At 45.3% G+C, this 17,675-nt stretch carries 14 protein-coding genes and 1 pseudogene; 3 read left to right on the forward strand and 12 right to left on the reverse strand.

Annotated features, from left to right (window positions below; genetic code table 11):
* The first annotated feature begins 48 nt into the window (after positions 1-48).
* On the forward strand, positions 49-1,764 hold the full coding sequence (locus tag H0S56_RS12355) for a cation:proton antiporter (RefSeq protein WP_180180908.1): 1,716 nt from the start codon (positions 49-51) through the stop codon (positions 1,762-1,764).
* A gap of 257 nt (positions 1,765-2,021) precedes the next feature.
* Here the strand turns inward: H0S56_RS12355 and H0S56_RS12360 are convergent, their stop codons facing one another.
* The 11 genes and pseudogenes from H0S56_RS12360 to H0S56_RS12410 form a co-directional block, all read right to left on the reverse strand.
* Complete coding sequence (locus H0S56_RS12360) at positions 2,022-2,300, reverse strand: hypothetical protein (protein WP_004278462.1); 279 nt, start codon at positions 2,298-2,300, stop codon at positions 2,022-2,024.
* 105 nt (positions 2,301-2,405) lie between these two features.
* Positions 2,406-2,909, reverse strand: a complete 504-nt coding sequence (locus H0S56_RS12365; protein WP_195725182.1) for a DUF6586 family protein — start codon at positions 2,907-2,909, stop codon at positions 2,406-2,408.
* 189 nt (positions 2,910-3,098) lie between these two features.
* Entirely contained in the window at positions 3,099-3,350 is a 252-nt protein-coding gene (locus H0S56_RS12370) for an RNA recognition motif domain-containing protein (RefSeq protein WP_004729489.1), read from the reverse strand.
* Between the two features lie 83 nt (positions 3,351-3,433).
* A complete protein-coding gene (locus H0S56_RS12375) occupies positions 3,434-5,422 on the reverse strand; it encodes an ATP-dependent helicase (RefSeq protein ID WP_195725183.1) in 1,989 nt (662 codons plus the stop codon).
* A gap of 151 nt (positions 5,423-5,573) precedes the next feature.
* The gene (locus H0S56_RS12380; protein ID WP_195725184.1) at positions 5,574-6,713 is read right to left on the reverse strand and encodes a glycerate kinase family protein; all 1,140 of its coding nucleotides are present in this window, start codon (positions 6,711-6,713) and stop codon (positions 5,574-5,576) included.
* A gap of 65 nt (positions 6,714-6,778) precedes the next feature.
* Entirely contained in the window at positions 6,779-7,534 is a 756-nt protein-coding gene (locus H0S56_RS12385) for a hypothetical protein (protein ID WP_005245925.1), read from the reverse strand.
* A 5-nt stretch (positions 7,535-7,539) separates the two neighbouring features.
* Positions 7,540-8,343, reverse strand: a pseudogene (locus tag H0S56_RS12390) (NYN domain-containing protein).
* Between the two features lie 93 nt (positions 8,344-8,436).
* Positions 8,437-11,079: a type I DNA topoisomerase gene (topA, locus tag H0S56_RS12395; RefSeq protein ID WP_004278474.1), complete on the reverse strand. Its 2,643-nt coding sequence runs from the start codon at positions 11,077-11,079 to the stop codon at positions 8,437-8,439.
* Positions 11,080-11,109: 30 nt separating this feature from the next.
* A complete protein-coding gene (locus tag H0S56_RS12400; protein ID WP_004647398.1) occupies positions 11,110-11,559 on the reverse strand; it encodes a hypothetical protein in 450 nt (149 codons plus the stop codon).
* Between the two features lie 70 nt (positions 11,560-11,629).
* The gene (locus H0S56_RS12405; protein ID WP_195725185.1) at positions 11,630-12,634 is read right to left on the reverse strand and encodes a hypothetical protein; all 1,005 of its coding nucleotides are present in this window, start codon (positions 12,632-12,634) and stop codon (positions 11,630-11,632) included.
* 349 nt (positions 12,635-12,983) lie between these two features.
* Positions 12,984-13,229, reverse strand: coding sequence for a SlyX family protein (locus tag H0S56_RS12410; protein WP_004278477.1), 246 nt, complete (start codon positions 13,227-13,229; stop codon positions 12,984-12,986).
* A 33-nt stretch (positions 13,230-13,262) separates the two neighbouring features.
* Here H0S56_RS12410 and H0S56_RS12415 point away from each other — a divergent pair, with 33 nt between their 5' ends.
* A complete protein-coding gene (locus tag H0S56_RS12415; protein ID WP_195725186.1) occupies positions 13,263-15,167 on the forward strand; it encodes an ATP-binding cassette domain-containing protein in 1,905 nt (634 codons plus the stop codon).
* A gap of 107 nt (positions 15,168-15,274) precedes the next feature.
* Positions 15,275-16,210 (forward strand): LpxL/LpxP family acyltransferase, encoded by a 936-nt coding sequence (locus tag H0S56_RS12420; protein WP_195725187.1) that lies wholly within the window; start codon positions 15,275-15,277, stop codon positions 16,208-16,210.
* 323 nt (positions 16,211-16,533) lie between these two features.
* Here H0S56_RS12420 and H0S56_RS12425 read toward each other — a convergent pair whose 3' ends face one another.
* The gene (locus H0S56_RS12425; RefSeq protein WP_195725188.1) at positions 16,534-17,664 is read right to left on the reverse strand and encodes an endonuclease/exonuclease/phosphatase family protein; all 1,131 of its coding nucleotides are present in this window, start codon (positions 17,662-17,664) and stop codon (positions 16,534-16,536) included.
* Between the last annotated feature and the right edge of the window lie 11 nt (positions 17,665-17,675).

Raw genomic sequence — 17,675 nt, forward strand, 5'->3', positions numbered from 1 at the left:
GCACTTTTTGTGCTTATTTCCCAGCAAACCTAGCTAAAGGAGTATTTAGTGCCACATGACGTAGAGCTCATTATATTACTGGCTGTTGGTTTTGGCTTAGCTTTGGTCTTTGGCTATCTCGCTGCACGGCTACGTCTCCCCCCTTTGATCGGCTATCTCATTGCCGGCATTCTGATTAGTCCCCACACGCCCGGTGTGGTCGGTGATATTCATCTGGCCAACCAGTTGGCAGAATTAGGCGTCATGTTCCTGATGTTTGGCGTCGGAATGCATTTTTCCCTGAACGATCTGATGCAGGTACGCCGGATTGCCCTGCCTGGTGCGATTTTACAGATTGCAGTTGCCACCTTGCTCGGGGTTGGAGTTTCGATGCTGTGGGGCTGGAGCTTTGGCTCAGCACTGGTCTTCGGCCTAAGCCTGTCTTGTGCCAGTACTGTGGTTCTACTCAAAGCACTCGGTGATCGTGGCCTGCTCGATTCGATCAATGGCCGGATTGCTGTTGGCTGGTTACTGGTCGAAGATCTGGTTATGGTCTTGGCGCTGGTACTGTTACCTGCCACTGCGGTGCTTTTAGGGGGGCAGGCGCTGGAAGGCGCAAGCGATGAGAATATCTGGCTCACCTTAGGTATTACTCTGCTCAAAGTCGCAGGCTTTATTGCCTTCATGCTGATTATCGGTAAACGATTGATTCCGATGATCATACAGGTCGTGGCACGTCTTGGTTCACGTGAGCTGTTTACCTTAACCGTGGTGGCTGCTGCTGTTTCGATTGCCTTTGGTGCCTATAAAGTCTTTGGCGTGTCGATGGCACTGGGTGCTTTCTTTGCCGGAATGGTGGTGAAAGAGTCCGATTTTAGTCATCGTGCCGAAGAAGAAACCTTGCCACTGCGTGAAATTTTCTCGATTTTATTCTTTGTTTCCGTCGGCATGCTGTTTGATCCGCGCATTTTGCTGGAACAGCCTTTACATGTACTGGCCGTGGTCGGGATTATCATGATTGGCAAGACTATTGCCGCCATGGCACTGGTGCTGTTCTTTCGCTATCCGATCAATACCGCCTTAACCGTCGGTGCTTCTCTGGCACAGATTGGTGAGTTCTCCTTTATTTTGGCTGCACTCGGTGTTTCACTCAACCTGCTTTCGCTGGAAGGTCAAAACCTGATTCTGGCAGGTGCCTTGATTTCGATTACCCTCAATTCCTTTATCTTTTCCGCAATTGAGCCAGTACAGAAATGGATTCGGGAACGCTCGACCCTGGCACGTTTACTGGAACGCAGTGGTGACCCTCTGGCAATGTTACCCGATGAAGTCTCACAGGATTACCTGCGCGATCAGGTGGTGATTATTGGCCATGGTGAGGTGGGACGTCGCATTACCCGCTCATTGATGGAAGAAAACATTAAGGTGGTGATTGCCGAAGAAAACCGTGACATCGTCGAAAACCTACGTGAAAAAGGTATTGCTGCGGTGTCTGGCGTAGCCACTGAAGCTGGCGTACTGATTCAGGCACATATTCAGCATGCGCGCTTACTGGTCATTTCGCCTATGGATATCATCGATATTCATAAAATTGTCGACATTGCCAAGACCTTGAATCCACAAATTCAGGTACTGGTCTGTGCGGAAAGCAAGGAAGAAGCTGAAGCCATTCGTCGGGATAATGTCGGTGCGGTTTATTATGCCAAAGAAGAAATGGCGAAAAATATGAGCAATCATATTTTGAACCAGATTGAGATCGCGCATCAGCATACGCCTTCTCATTAAAGTTTTTCTTTGAATAAACACTGAATAAAAAAGTTGCCGGATCTGGCAACTTTTTTTATGTACATCAATATATCTCTGAGCCAAATATTTTATTAACACACTGGCTTCAGACTGCTCACGACTTAAATTTTAAAATACTGATTTTTCATCTTCATTTTAAATGAACGTTTTTGTGATACTTAAAATCTGCCTAATTTAATAACCTATAAAACTCAAAAAGCACACCGATAGTGTGCTTTCTAAATAAATTTCAACGATTAACTCATATACTTTGGTTCTTCATCCACAACTTCAGCCTGCCATTCATTGACCTGCTGTTCCAGCAAGCCATAGAGTGCTGCCTGAATCATCTGTTGCGCAATCACGGGCGTCTGCTCTCCAAGTAGAGCTTTCACCTCATCATTAAATTGAATCATGACCAAAGGCTGTTTATGTGAGCCTGCATTGCGTAGAGCCAACGCGCCACCTTCAAGTTGAACGAGTTCTAAAATCGCGTCTTGATTACCAAATAGATCTTTCAACTGTTCTATAGACATATATCCTCCATGTTCAACATGGTGGCAAAGCGCCGGGTGCACTTTGCATCATTAGAGTAATTGATATAGGGTTAAAAATTGCATTTTCAAGTACAGCCGATCCGATTAAAATTCAATCATCTCATTACGAAAACCATCAATTAATTGCGTCAGGTCACGATGCCACTCTCTCAATATAGCAGTATCAGGTAACCACGCTTGTGGAGACTGTGTGACTTTAATGATGAGATTTGAGGAGGTTTCGTCTTCAGGTTCTGGGGTACTTGGTTCGGGCGCATACTGGCACAGATGGTACGCGCGCTTCAGTTCAGCAATGAAACCGCTCTTAGACAAATGTTGCAATACCGCCACTTCTGGCGAAATCTGGCCTTTGGCCGCCATCAGTTCTTCGATCGATTTTAGCGTCGGATGAGGATCATTCAGGCGATAGTAACGCACCAGTTCCTGTAGAAATGCTAACAAAGCACCATGCAAATGGAACACAGTTGCTTCACGTTGTGCCTGAGCCTGTTGTACATGTTCGGTTTGCTCTGCTTGCTGGCAGGATAGACGGGCGAAATACAGTTTTTGATTGGTACGGTCCGCATGATAGCGAGCAACACGGGTCATCGAGATTTCCTAAGGTTTAAAACAAATTTTGGCTTTTATAAAGTAAAAGGTTCGCCTGCATTTCGCAATCAAAAGATGTTCGGACTGAATCCATCCAGCACTGAAATTCAGAGTATTGAGCTCACTAATTAAAGCGATAATAAATTTCAGCCATAAAAAAGGAGCCTATCAAGTGCTCCTTTTTTGAGTTTAAGCCTGAGGCTTATCTTCTGCGGCTTTCACGCGGATGCCATGTCCGTGTAGGCGTAAAGTGTTCAGGCCTTTAATGGCTTTGACTGCTTCACGGCCATGCGGCATTTCTACAAAAGCAAAACCTTTTGATTTGCCTGTTGCTGCATCAAGCACCAAAGTACAGGTCTCCACTGTGCCATATTCCTGGAACAGTTTCAGTAATTCGGCTTCTGTGACCGTACGTTCTAAATTACGAACTAAAATTTTCATCTTACAACCTTAAGAAGATAGGCAAAAAATATCAAAAAGCACGCGCCTACTCTACTTTTTGCATGAAACAACTTTGTTATAGTTTAATCGAGATCAATCCCAAAATCTAAATTAATCGACTTGCGTTCAATCAGTGCACTTTTTACAGTTTGCTGCCGGGTCTTGTAATGGGTTTCCGTGGTACATAAATGCCGGGTGAGATCATTCAGGAAATAGCTTTCGACTTTACGTCCCTGCTCATCGACCGTTTCCCGCGCCCAATGATTCAGGTTCTGTTTGGTCAGAATCAATTCATTTTTTGCCCGGGTCAGCGCCACATACAGCACACGACGCTCTTCTTCGACATCATCAAAGTCGCCTTGAGCACGCGCATGCGGATAATTGCCCGGCGTGACATTGGCCACATAACAGACATTTTGTTCGGTGCCTTTGGCCGAGTGAATGGTGATTAAGGTCACCACATCGTGATCCGATTGGCGTTCAATTTCCGAGATTGACACTGGATCTAGTACATATTCCTCTAAAAATTCACTCAGCTGCGAATGTTTCGAGGCCAATTGCTTAACCAGTTCAAAATCACTCTGGCGACGTGACCAATCCTTTTTATAGTTTTCTGCTAACTGAGATTCAATCGCCTGAATCGCAAGACTGACACAGGCTTGCACTTCGCCTTTGAGCACATTCATCTGCTGCATGATCAGAATAGTCTCTAGCGGTATCTTGCCAAACTGTTCTAATTTCTTTGCAATCTGATCCATTTCCGGTTCAGCCAATAACTGCTGCGATAGCTTGCTAGCACCAACATCACCCACACCATTCCACAGGGTCAAGAAACGCATCCAGGCGATATCATCCAGCGGATTGGCGACTACGCGCAGCATGCTGAGCAAATCTTTGACATGCGCCGTTTCCAGCAGCTTCATGCCACCAATAAAGCGATACGGCACATTAGCCGCGATACAGGCTGCCTCAATATGCCGTGCGGCAAAACTGGAACGAACCAGCACCATATGCTCGCCCCACTTACTACCTTGCAGATAATAACGCTCTTTAATATCAATCGCGATCCATTTGGCTTCATCAAACTCATTCGGGAAAATATGCATGCGCGGCTTTACACCTTCTCCGCGATACGCTTCCAGACGTTTGTCATATTTGATTTCAGACTGATCGAGCAGCCAGTTGGACAGATCCAGAATTTCCTGGGTCGAGCGGTAGTTTTTTTCTAATTTAAAAATCTGCGCATCTGGCACACGTTCTTTGAAATGGTGAATATTTTCAAAGTCTGCACCACGAAAGCCATAAATCGACTGCGCATCATCACCGACACAGAACAGGCTGATCCGGTCTTTCAGTGGCTCCAGCAAAGCCCATTGCAATGGATTGGTATCCTGCATTTCATCGACCAGCATATGCCGACAGATTGAAGCGACATAGTCGACCAGACCTTCGGACTGTGCCAGCGCCGTAGCTACTACCGCCAGAATATCGTCATAATCCAGAAAACTTCGCGCTTGCTTACGTGTCTCATATTCTTTCATGATTTCGGCAATCTGGTCTTTGAGAGCCAGATATTCCGGCATCTGTTTTTCCAGTGCCAGACTAAGTTTTTGCCGGGTATTCCGTGCAAAAGAATACAGGTCACATAGTTCCTGAGGCTTAGGTAAATGATTGGGGTTTTTCTTGTCATCACGACCGCGAATCAGGCGAAACATCATCAGCTGGTCATCACGATCAATAATCGAAAACTGTTCAAGGCCAAAAGCTTTCGGAATACGGCGCAGCAGATACATACAGAAGGTATGAAAGGTCGAGGCTCGCAGCCCCTTGGCTTGTCCACCGAGTGCCAGTTCGACACGCGCCACAATTTCACTGGCTGCCCGGCGGGTAAAGGTCAGAATTTGAATCTGGTTGGCAGGCACGCCCTGTTCAATCAAGTAAGCTGCGCGTGCCACGATGGTTTTGGTTTTGCCACAACCTGCCCCGGCCAGCACCAAACTGTGTTTTGCTTCTGTAGTCGCTGCTTGCTTTTGTTGGGGATTTAATTCATCAATCAGGGTGGCTAAACTCATTTTCACTTATCATTTTGTGGATGTATGTAGTTTAACAGATCGCTTCCAGAATTATGGCTTTTCAGTTGCCCTGACACTGTCTCCAATTTTATTTCTTGATTTATTACCTGATAATGAAGCGTGCTAGATTGCAGGAGAGAGAGAAATACTTTCACTCTGTCAAAAGATTTTTGACTATCTCTGCGACAGCTTTCTCCAAGTTCATTTCTGCATTTTTTAAGGCTTCTTCTAAAGGACAATCTGGTGGATTAATACCAATAATCTGGCTAAATCCTGACTCAAACAGATCCTCAATCCCTTCACCAACTAGACCTGCAAAAGCAATCACCGGTTTATTGAATTGCCTGGCGAGCTGTGCCACACCAAACGGCGTTTTACCAAACTGGGTTTGAAAATCGATACTGCCCTCACCAGTAAACACATAATCTGCTTGTGCAATCTTTTCGGCCAAATTGGTTTCCTTGATAATTAGCTCTGCACCCGATTGAATTTGAGCACTGGCAAAAGCCATCAAACCAAAACCGAGACCACCTGCAGCGCCCGCACCTGCAACATGACGATAATCATGGCCAATCTGCCCAGCGACTACATCAGCAAAATGCCCAAGGTTTTGATCCAGTTGCTTAACCATTTCAGGCGTTGCACCTTTCTGTGGCCCAAATATATTTGAGGCACCATTTGGCCCACACAGCGGATTATTGACATCTGATGCAATGATTATTTCAGTATCTTCTAAACGTGGATCAAGTTCGGATAAATCCATTGATTTGACCAGATCTAAGTTTCCACCACAGACCTGAATTGACTCACTCTTATAATTTAGAAACCGCACACCCAGTGCTTGCGCCATACCAGCACCTGCATCATTGGTAATACTGCCACCGAGCCCAATGATGATTTTTTTCACATCCAAATCCAATGCTTGTTTGATCATTTCTCCTGTACCATAGGTCGAAGTAAGCATCGGGTTACGCTGTGAAGGTTTCAATAAATGAATGCCATTGGCCTTGGCCATTTCAATCACGGCAGTCTGGCTTGCATCAACCAAACCCCAATAGGTCTGAATACGTTGCTCAGATAATGGCTCGGTCACTTCACATGCAATACTTTCCCCCTTCAAGCTTGAAATCAGTGCATCGACCGTGCCTTCACCGCCATCAGCCATTGGCACATGAATAATATTGGCATCCGGAATGACGTTCTGAATACCGCGTTGCATGGCCTGACAAGCCTGCGCAGCAGACATGCTTTCTTTAAACGAGTCAGGAGCAAGCACAAAGGTGAGCGGCATGGTGTGATCTTTTATCCACAAATGAAGTCTAAATTGTGGATAAATCCAGCAGTATCCACAAGTCTTTATTTCCAGCCCAGTTCAATTGCAGTTATCTCATTAATCAAGGTTTGATTTAAAGATTCTGGCATTTTACTGGTGGTTTGAGACAGTGGAATATGTCCTGCCATCAGCTCCGCCTTGGCTTGCGGAAATAAGGGTTGCTGATCTGGAAATGCATAACCCAGCGGATAAATCGGTTGGCCTGTCGCTAAATCATATTTATCCGAGGCGCCAAAGGCATGCAGTAATTCATGCACCAATACAATTTTATTCTGTTCAGTCTGTTGCTTGGATGCAAATAGATTCACCGAACCAATCCGGCCTTTTTGCAAGGCGGTTGAATGCTTTAATTGCTTGGTCTGCGCAGGATCATAGTAATTTAAAAATAAAGTCACATTGGCTGAAGGGTCTGAACTCTGTCGCTGTTTCCAAGCATAGAACCGGAATTTTAAACTCCATAAAACTGTATCGATGAGCGAGTCTTGCTCAGGGACTTTGGGTGGTAGAACTTGAAGCTCACGGCCTAAATTAAAATAAAAATAAGTCGGCTGTCCACGATACTGCTGAGCTGCTTTTTCCAGATATTCCCGTGCTCCATTCAGGTCCTGAGCTGACAGTTGCTGGATATATTGCTGTGTGGTCGGTAATCCATCGGCATTAATCGGATGCAGCAACACAATAATCGGCTTTGACCAGTTCTGGTTTTGATCACGATAGGCATTGACCGCGACAATCAATAAGATGATTAATAAAATCAGAATCCGAATCTTTTTCCACATATCGATTACACACTCTGCTTTTTCATTTTTCTTAAATATATCTGACTCATTTCTATTTTTGTTTCAAATAAATTTAAAGTTTTTATTAATCCTGACAATTTGGCTCTACCATAGTTACGAGAGTCAAAATCAGGCTTTACTGCACTGATATACTGCCCGACCATCCCTAAATTCGCCCATCCATTATCATCGGCATTATCTTTTACAGCTTTATAAATTAAGTTAAGCGTAGCTCGATCCATCCCTTCAGGTAACTGAATTTCCTTTTGCGCAGATATAGTTTTTTGTCCATTAGTCTTGATAATCTCCGAAACTTTTTTATCTATTGATCCTGTTTCTTCACCATCCTCATTATTTTTAATTTCACTATCTACAAGTAAGTTTTCGATATAAATGAACTTGTCACAGGCTTTCTTAAATGCTTCAGGCGTAGCTTTTTTGCCAAAGCCATACACTGTTAGACCATTTTCACGAATACGTGAAGCTAAGGGCGTGAAATCGCTATCGCTGGATACGATACAAAATCCATCTAATGCACCTGCATAAAGTAAATCCATAGCATCAATGATCAGGATCATATCCGTCGCATCTTTACCCTTGGTATAAGCGAATTGTTGTACCGGAGTGATGGCATGAGGAAGGAGTACATCTCGCCATTTCTTTAAAGTTTCGCTGCTTCAGTCCCCATACACACGTTTGACACTGGCAATTCCATATTTCGCAACTTCCTCCAATACCGATGAAATCGCGTTGATAGAAGAATTATCCGCATCGATTAATACAGCGAACTTTTTTGTCTGAATATCCACATCCACCCCAAGATATTATTTTTAATTTTTTATATACATGATTCTGACATAAAAAATGCCGACTTTCGTCAGCATTTTTTTGAATCTTAGAGTTTAGGCTTCAACCCATTTTCCGTCCTGGTAAACCAGAGACCATTTGGTTTGCTTGCCTTCTGCAGTTTCCGAACCAATATATTGTGACTGGTTCTTACGGCTAAATTTTACCAGAGTTGGATTCCCTTCCGGGTCCACATCAGGTGCCTGCAAGATAAACTGATACTTTGGATCAAGCTGGTCGGCAACAGAACGAATCTCGGCCACTTTCGGTGCACGGGTTTCACGCACTTTCGGGAACTTGCTTGCCGCCAGGAATAAACCGGCTGCACCGTCACGCAGTACAAAGAAATCGTCATGCTTGGCAGAACGTAAATGCTCCATCTTGATCGGATCCACACGTGGAGGCGCAGGCTGACCGCTCTTTAAGACTTTACGGGTATTGTCACAGCTGGTACAGGCAAAATACGGACCAAAACGACCCGTCTTCAGCTGCATTTCACCATCACACTTGTCGCATGGGATACTCGGGCCATCATAGCCTTTAATTTTGAACTCACCTTCTTCAAGTTCAAAACCACTACAGTCCGGGTTATTCCCACAGATATGCAGTTTACGGCCGCCATCAATCACATAGCTGTCCATGGCAGTTTCACAGATCGGACAACGCTTCTTCGACATCAGGTCAGCAGTTTCCGCAGCCTCATCATCAGATAATGCAGCCAGAGACTCAACTGGTGTCAGGTTCAAGGTTCCTTTACAACGCTCTTTCGGCGGTAGGTTATAGCCTGAACAACCCAAGAATACGCCTGTGGTTCCGGTACGAATCTGCATTGGACGGTCACATTCTTTACAGTGTACTGCATCCACTTCTACAGGCTGATTGCGGCGCATACCGTTCTCACCCTGCGCCGTAGTCAAACGTTGCTTAAAATCGCCATAGAAGCTGTCTAATAACTCTTTCCAGTTACGCTCACCATCTGCTACTTTATCCAGCTGACCTTCAAGATCTGCGGTAAAGGCATAGTTCATCAGATTACTAAAATTTTCATCCAGACGATCGGTAACGATCTCACCCATCTTCTCGGCATAGAGACGACGGTTATCCAGTTTCACATAACCACGATCCTGAATGGTCGAGATAATCGCAGCATAGGTTGATGGACGGCCAATGCCTTTTTTCTCCAGTTCTTTGACCAATGAGGCTTCGGTAAAACGTGCCGGTGGTTTGGTGAAATGTTGAGATGGATCAAGTTTCTCAAGTTTAAGCACTTCACCGACTTTGACCGCAGGCAATAAAATATCGTCATCGGCTTTATTGGCACCACGCACGCGGGTAAAGCCATCAAAGACCAAGGTACGGCCTTTGGCTTTCAGTTCTACGCCATTGGCATCCACCAAAATGGTAGAAGACAGATATTCTGCCGGAGTCATCTGACAAGCAACAAACTGGCGCCAGATCAGGTCATACAGACGCTGTGCATCACGCTCAACACCCACCAGACTGTCGCCTTTTAAGCCAACCATAGATGGACGAATCGCCTCATGCGCTTCTTGCGCACCGGCTTTATTGCCATAACGGTTCGGCTTGGCAGGCAAATACTTCTCGCCAAACTCGGATTCGATATGACCACGCACCATATTCACCGCATCATCACTCAAGAAGGTCGAGTCGGTACGCATATAGGTAATGAAGCCGGCTTCATACAGACGCTGCGCCAGCATCATGGTTTTCTTCACAGAAAAACCGAGACGGGTACTGGCTGCCTGTTGTAGCGTTGACGTGATATACGGCGCACTTGGATTAACCTTGGTTGGCTTATCTTCACGTGCAGAAACCGTATAATCCGCATCTTTGATCAGGTTTAATAAGGCATCAGTTTCGGCTTTGTTGCGCAGCTTGAGCGTCTTGCCATTTTGCTTGACCGCTTCGAGACGAATATCATCTTTTTTCGATTTGGTATCGGCAAACACCTGCCAGTATTCTTCAGGAATGAAGGCACGAATTTCACGTTCACGCTCGACCACCAGCTTCACTGCAACCGACTGTACACGACCGGCCGACAGACCACGGGCAATCTTTTCCCAAAGCAATGGCGAAATCATAAAGCCCACGACACGATCCAGGAAACGGCGTGCCTGCTGTGCATTGACTTTATTGGTATCCAGACGTGACGGATGCTTAAAGGCATCCTGAATCGCGTTTTTGGTAATTTCGTTGAAGACCACACGCTGATAACGCGAATCATCACCACCGATGACTTCTTTTAAATGCCAGGCAATCGCCTCTCCTTCCCTGTCCATATCCGTTGCCAGATAGACTTCATCGACTTGCGATGCCAGTTTTTTCAGTTCGGCAACCACATGTTCTTTGCCAGGAAGGACTTCGTATTTGGCTTTCCAGTCATGTTCCGGATCGACACCCATGCGGTTAATCAACGCATTCTGTGATTTTTCAGCTTTTTCTGCATCCGTCAGTTTGGTACGTGTCGCCGGTTTTTTCTCTGTCGATTTTGCAGAACCGCCTGTCGGCAAGTCACGCACATGACCCACTGATGATTTTACGATGTAGTTCGGACCAAGGTACTTATTGATTGTTTTCGCTTTTGCAGGCGACTCCACAATCACTAGGGCACGCTTGCTTCCAGCGTCGGGAGACTTCGCTGTGCTGCTTTTTGATGTGGACCGAGGAGCGTTCGCCATAATTAACCGTTAATCCTATTTATTTCTAAATTAAAGTTCAGCCAAAGCGTGTAACAGCGCTTTGATGTCGTCGAGTTGGGTCGCTCTTAAATCAGCTTCTTCATCCCAATACATGCCGACACAGTTGGCCTGCATATCAATAGCATAAATGCCTTTTAATGCAATGGGAAAATCTTTAAATTTCTCATCACCCTGCACGATTTCGAGTTTATTATCGACAACACGGGCGCGCATCAGGGGCAAACGCGCATCTGGCATCAGTACACTGTAGTACGCGACCATACTGGCACGACTTTCAGTCGCCTTGGGAATTTTGGTCCAGTCCGGTGCCACCACCAGACGTGGATGCAAACCCATTTTACGGGCTTTGTCACGCATCAGGCCCAGAGCTTTTTCCCGGGGACTTACACGCAACCCGAAAATCGACCCTATGACGAAAATGATGATGACTACCGTCACCCAGATTCCAGTGTTTTCCATAGTTCAACCTTTATGTTCTATTATTAGAGTTGCATAAGCACAATATAAAACGCAAGTTTGCACGATAAAATTAATTCAGGAACATTTCATGACTATATAAAATTTCGTGACCATTCCAGTAAATATAACCTTTCTCGATCAGCTCCTTAAGCAGCAAGCGAATGTCCGATTTTGGAAATAACTGTTCCAGTAAATCACGCAGCTCATAAATGTCTTTGGGTTTATCGCCCTGCAATTCACGCAGTTTACGCGCCACTTCGAGTTGTACCGGATCGATCCGGCCAAAGTTCTTGAACAGGTCTTGCTGTGCCGACTGGATCGGTGACTTGAGTGTTTCAGATTCAACTGGAGCTTCATCTGCTTTCAGTTGGGAAATGACCTGATCCAGTTTTGGATTTTCAACCGGGCTTTGTTCATCCAGATTGAGTTGCAGCCATTGTTTCAAAACTTTTTTGCGGAAGCTGATTTGCTCATCATAGCGTTTGACGATTTTCAGGTTAATCAACATGCCGACCACATGCTGAGCTTTTACCGGCATCACTTGCAGAATATTCGCCACTGAGTTTTTTAGGGTTTCCACCGTATTCGGTTTGCCGCTCATTTTCCCTAACGCATCACAGTATTTTTTCACCAGTTGCAAGGCAGGTTTGTTCTTGATGGTATCCAGACTCGGAAGATGATTTTTAGGTTGATCGGTTGGAATGTTTGTCTCATCAGGCTGAATCTGAATCAGGTGACACGGAATATCAGAAGCTTGCAGCATCTGCTGCAACATCTCGCAGCTGTCCATCGCCGAGATCAATTCAACCTCGGTTTCCGGCTCCAGTAGCGCCATAAGCTGACCGACAATGACCGCATATTCATATTCTTTTTGTGGCGATTCAGGCGTGTCCAGTACCACCACCTGACCACTGCTAATCCAGCCGGCAAGCTCGGTTAAATCCTCTAAGGAGAATTCAAATTTTCCAGCACAGCTAAACAGATATAAAGTCGAATAATGCGCCACAATCTCACGCATTAACTTGGCTGTGGGGAAATTATTTTCGAGGTCGAGTAGAACAACTTTTGGGTGCATGGGACGCAATTCCGGAATGTACCTGAGAGCGGGTATTAGAGTAGGAAGTGAGTGAAAGGTCAAATAATTTTACGACTGAATGGGTGCAGGCCTGTTTCGGCAGAGGGTCAAACTGCATTTTATGAAATGCCTGAAAGAAATCTGTTTATAAGCCCGAATATTTGTTTTCAGCAGGAAAATTTCTTTGGCACTTGATTACTTTTATATGCGTGTTTAAGGCAATTTAAAAGCCCATTCAAAACAAAAATACTTCTCTTTTAACATCTTATCGATCGGCTCATTTTTATTTTTCAATAAAAAACCCTTAGATCAGCTAAGGGTTGTTGTTGATTAAATCATTGGTTGCAAATTAATAATGCGGTGGGCGATCTGCAACCGGATCAAATTCTGCAATGCCTTCAGACAGATCGGAGGACTCAACACGTTGATATAACAGCGTCATTTGCTTTTTCAGGTCAGCAATTTCCAGGGTCTGTTTGGCCACCTGATCATTCAACTGTTCAACTAAATCGTCTAAAAATGCAATTCGCACTTGCAAATCTTCAATGGGTGCGGAAAATGACGCCTGATCATTTAGATTTTGTTGTTTAGTCATTTAAAGTCCTCATTGGGGATTTCAGGAAACATTATGGCCTATATTACCCTTAGGGATGTCCAACTTGCGTTTGGTGGACCCGCCCTGCTCGACGGCGCGAATTTTAACTTGGAACGCGGCGAACGAGTGTGTTTGATTGGCCGTAATGGTGAGGGTAAGTCTACCTTACTTAAGCTGATTGAAGGAAGTTTACTGCCTGACAACGGCGAAGTTTCATTACAAAACGGCATTACCATTTCCATGCTGGCGCAAGATGTACCGATGGATTCAGGTAAAGTGGCTGATATCGTGGCAGATGGCGCTGGTGAAGCGTCAGAAGTTCTGCGTGCTTATCATGCTGCCAGTGAAGCTTGTGTACTCGGTGACATGGACGCCTGTGATCGTATGGGCAACCTGCAACACAAAATGGATCAGCTGGATGGCTGGGCCCTGGAAACCAAGGTCAATTCGATTTTAAGCAAAATGGGCCTGGACCCGGATGCAGATCTTGCCGATTTATCTGGTGGTCGTAAGCGTCGTGTACTACTGGCACGTGCTTTACTTACCCAACCCGATGTGCTGTTACTGGACGAACCGACGAACCATTTAGACGTTGAAAGTATCGAATGGCTGGAAAAATTCCTGCTCGATCAAAACAATTTGACCCTGCTGTTCATTTCGCATGACCGTGCCTTTGTCGATAGCATTGCCACCCGTATTGTCGAGCTGGATCGTGGTCAACTACGTAGCTATGAAGGTAACTATTCACGTTATCTAGACCTGAAAGCCCAGCAGATGGAAGCTGAAGAAAAGCAAAATGCGCTCTTCGATAAAAAGCTGGCTGAAGAAGAAGTCTGGATCCGTCAAGGGATTAAAGCCCGTCGTACCCGCAACGAAGGCCGTGTTCGTGCCCTGAAAGCATTGCGTGAAGAATCTAGAGCACGTCGTTCGCAACAAGGTAAAGTGACGATGGCAACTCAGGATGCCAACCGTTCAGGCAAACTGGTGTTTGAAATTGAGAACCTGAGTGTGAAATTCGGTGAAAATACACCGATCATCAATAATTTCTCTGCACTTGTACTCCGTGGCGACCGTATCGGTCTGGTCGGTGATAACGGTGTCGGTAAAACTACACTCATTAAAGCCATTCTGGGCGAGCTAGAACATGGCGGTACGGTGAAGACCGGTACGCAGCTTGAAGTGGCCTATTTTGACCAGTTACGTAATGCGTTGGATCTGGAAAAATCAGTCAAAGATAACGTATCAGAAGGTTCTGACCACGTGGATGTGAATGGCAACCGCCGTCATATTTATAGTTATCTGCAAGACTTCCTGTTCTCGCCGGAGCGTGCACGTACCCCAGTCAAAGCTTTGTCTGGTGGTGAACGTAACCGTATCCTGTTGGCGAAACTGTTGCTGAAACCATCGAACCTGATTGTGATGGATGAGCCAACCAACGACCTGGACATGGTGACTTTAGAGTTATTGGAAGAAATGCTCGGTGGCTACAAAGGCACTCTGCTGTTGATCTCGCATGACCGTGCCTTTATGGACAACGTGGTGACATCCACTTGGGTCTTTGATGGTAAGGGCAATATTGACGAATATGTCGGCGGTTATCAGGATTATCTTGAACAACGTCCGGATCAAACCGTGGTTGACCAAAAAAGTGCCGTGAAAAAAGCCATGGCCAAAGCAGAAGCCGAGACTGCGCCGGCCGCTGCCAAAAAAGTTAAACTCAGTTATAAAGACCAACGTGCACTCGAGCAACTTCCAGCTGAGATGGAAGCGCTGGAAAAAGAGCAGGCCGAGATCAATGCACAACTGGCTGATGGTTCTTTATTTGTGACTGATTCTGATAAAGCACTGAAACTTTCTAACCGTTTATCTGAAATTGATGAGCTGTTACTGGAAAAATTAGAGCGCTGGGAAGAGCTGGACAATCTAAGTAACGGCTAAATATTCCCCGAGCTTTTACTCAAGCATCTGTATTCGTACAGATGCTTTTTTATTTCAATAATCTTCTCTGTTAGACTGCACTTAATCTTTTGGCCCTATATTGTTTTATGAGTACTCAGCCTGCATATCAACCCGGTGAATTTCAATGGTCATTCCTGTTACCTCAATACTGGGGCAAATGGCTGGGCATTATTTTCCTGATGATTCTGGCGATCTTACCTTGGGCTATTCAGCATCGTCTAGCGTCCCTGCTGGGCCAGCTTTCTTTCAAATATCTAAAATCACGTCGTGAAACCACACTTCGCAATCTGGAAGTCTGTTTTCCCGAATGGTCTAAAGAGCAGGTACAGGACAATGCCCGTCAGGTATTTATCGATCAAATGCTGGGTGTGTTTGAGACGCTCAATGCCTGGTACAGTCCGAAATGGTTTGATGGTCGCGTCAGTATTGAAGGTTTGGAACATATTCAAAAGGCACAAGCCGCAGGCCAAGGCATGCTGTTATTAGGCACACATTCAACTTTGCTCGATGCTGGCGGTTATCTTTGTGCACAGTATTTTGACCCGGATGTGGTGTATCGTCCGCAGAATAATCCGCTTTTGGACATGCTGATTTACCGTTGTCGCGCCACAATTTATGCCAATCAGATTGACCATGATGATATGCGCGGTCTGGTACGTAACCTGAAAAATGGCCATGCGATCTGGTACAGTCCGGATCAGGATTATGGTTTAAAACAAGGCGTGATGGCACCTTTTTTTGGCGTGCCTGCGGCGACTGTAACCGCACATCGCCGTTTACTGAAAATGACCAAAGCGGCTGCAATTCCTTTATATTTCTACCGTCATGGCGATATTAACAATCCGCGCTACCATGTGCTCATTGAACCGGCACTGGAAAACTTCCCTAGTGAGAATGAAGTTGAAGATGCCACTCGCGTGAACCGGGTGATTGAGCAGCAGTTGCGCATCGCACCGACCCAATATATGTGGTTCCACCGCCGTTTTAAGACTCGCCCTGAAGGTTATAAATCAATTTACTAAATCGATTTGATCACGGAATTTGAAGGGCTATAGCTTAAAATCATGTTTAAGTAATTGAAATAATTTAACCCGAGCTCTACATCCTGTAAAACTCGGGTTAATGAGGTTGTGCTTTCACATATTATAATTCGTTCTGCTTTTTTGTGATTTCCCTTTCAGCATCATATCCATGATGTTTTCATTCAGCTTCGTCTTCCTTATGAGAATATCCTTTCTCGACTCCCTGTGCTGATAAACCTAGAATACCCAGATTCCCAACCCCTGCCCATTCGCAAGAAGCGTAAACTGTTGTAAGCAATATCGTACACTTTTCTTCTAAAAACCTATGAGATTTTGCCCCCTTCTTTATAAGCCAGGGCAACTTCATCAGTGACTATTTTTTCCTCTTTCTCTGCTTTCTGAATGCCCTCTTCAATGGCTTTTTGTGCTTCCTGCTCATCTTTATCAGTTTGTTCTAATTCTTCCTGAATATGCTCGAATACCCGACCGGTTTGTAAAACCAGAAAGACCGGAAAATGGTCAGAACCTACATGCGGTAAACGCTCCATGTGTACCAAGGCAAAATCGGTACTATGAAAGACGTGATCCAGCGACCAGCGGAAAAAAGGATAATCTGCGTGAAAAGTATTCACATAATGACGTCCTACCCGCGGATCCAGCAGCCCACTAATACGTTGAAACAGGCGTGTGGTACGTGACCAGGCCACGTCATTCAGATCGCCCATGACGATACAGCTTTCATCCAGATCTTTAATCTGATCACCGACAATCAGCAGTTCAGCATCACGCAAGGTAGAATCCTTGGCCTCGGTCGGACTGGGTGGTTTGGGATGCAGACAGTAGAGCTGTACCGGTTGTCCTGAGCGTAAGATCACCGTGGTATGAATGGAGGGAATTTCATTACTCAGAATAAATTTAACCTCGGTTTCTCTCAGTTCGAGCTTGCTATATAGATGCATGCCATACAGGTTATCCAAAGGCACAGGCACGCGATAAGGATAATCGGCTTCAATCACCGAGAGTGCATTTTGCCAGTTTTGATCGGTTTCCAGAGTCAAAACCAGATCTGGCTGATGAATCTGGATCTGCTCGATCAGTAAATGATATTTGGTATTGGTAGTAAGTACATTGGAAACGACCAGGGAAATCTGACGTTGCGGATCCAGCTGATCCTGCTTGACCTGCTTGACCTGTTTTTTCCAGATAAAGGTATAGGGCAATACCATTTTCAGTTGATAGGCCAAAGCTGCCATCAGCCCGACAAAAAGCAGCTGATTCAACCAGTTCCAGGGGTGCTCCAGAACCAAGAACAGCACAAAGGCGATAAAGCCTAATACCAGAATTTGTAAGCGTGGAAAATCCGCACCCCGAATCCACCATTCATCGCGTGGTATCAGTGACCAAAAACTTAACCAAATGACAATGATTGCCAGAATTTGGATAACCCATATCATAAACTGCGCTC

Origin of the sequence: Acinetobacter lwoffii (genome assembly GCF_015602705.1) — a bacterium.
GTDB classification, from domain to species: Bacteria; Pseudomonadota; Gammaproteobacteria; order Pseudomonadales; family Moraxellaceae; genus Acinetobacter; species Acinetobacter lwoffii_E.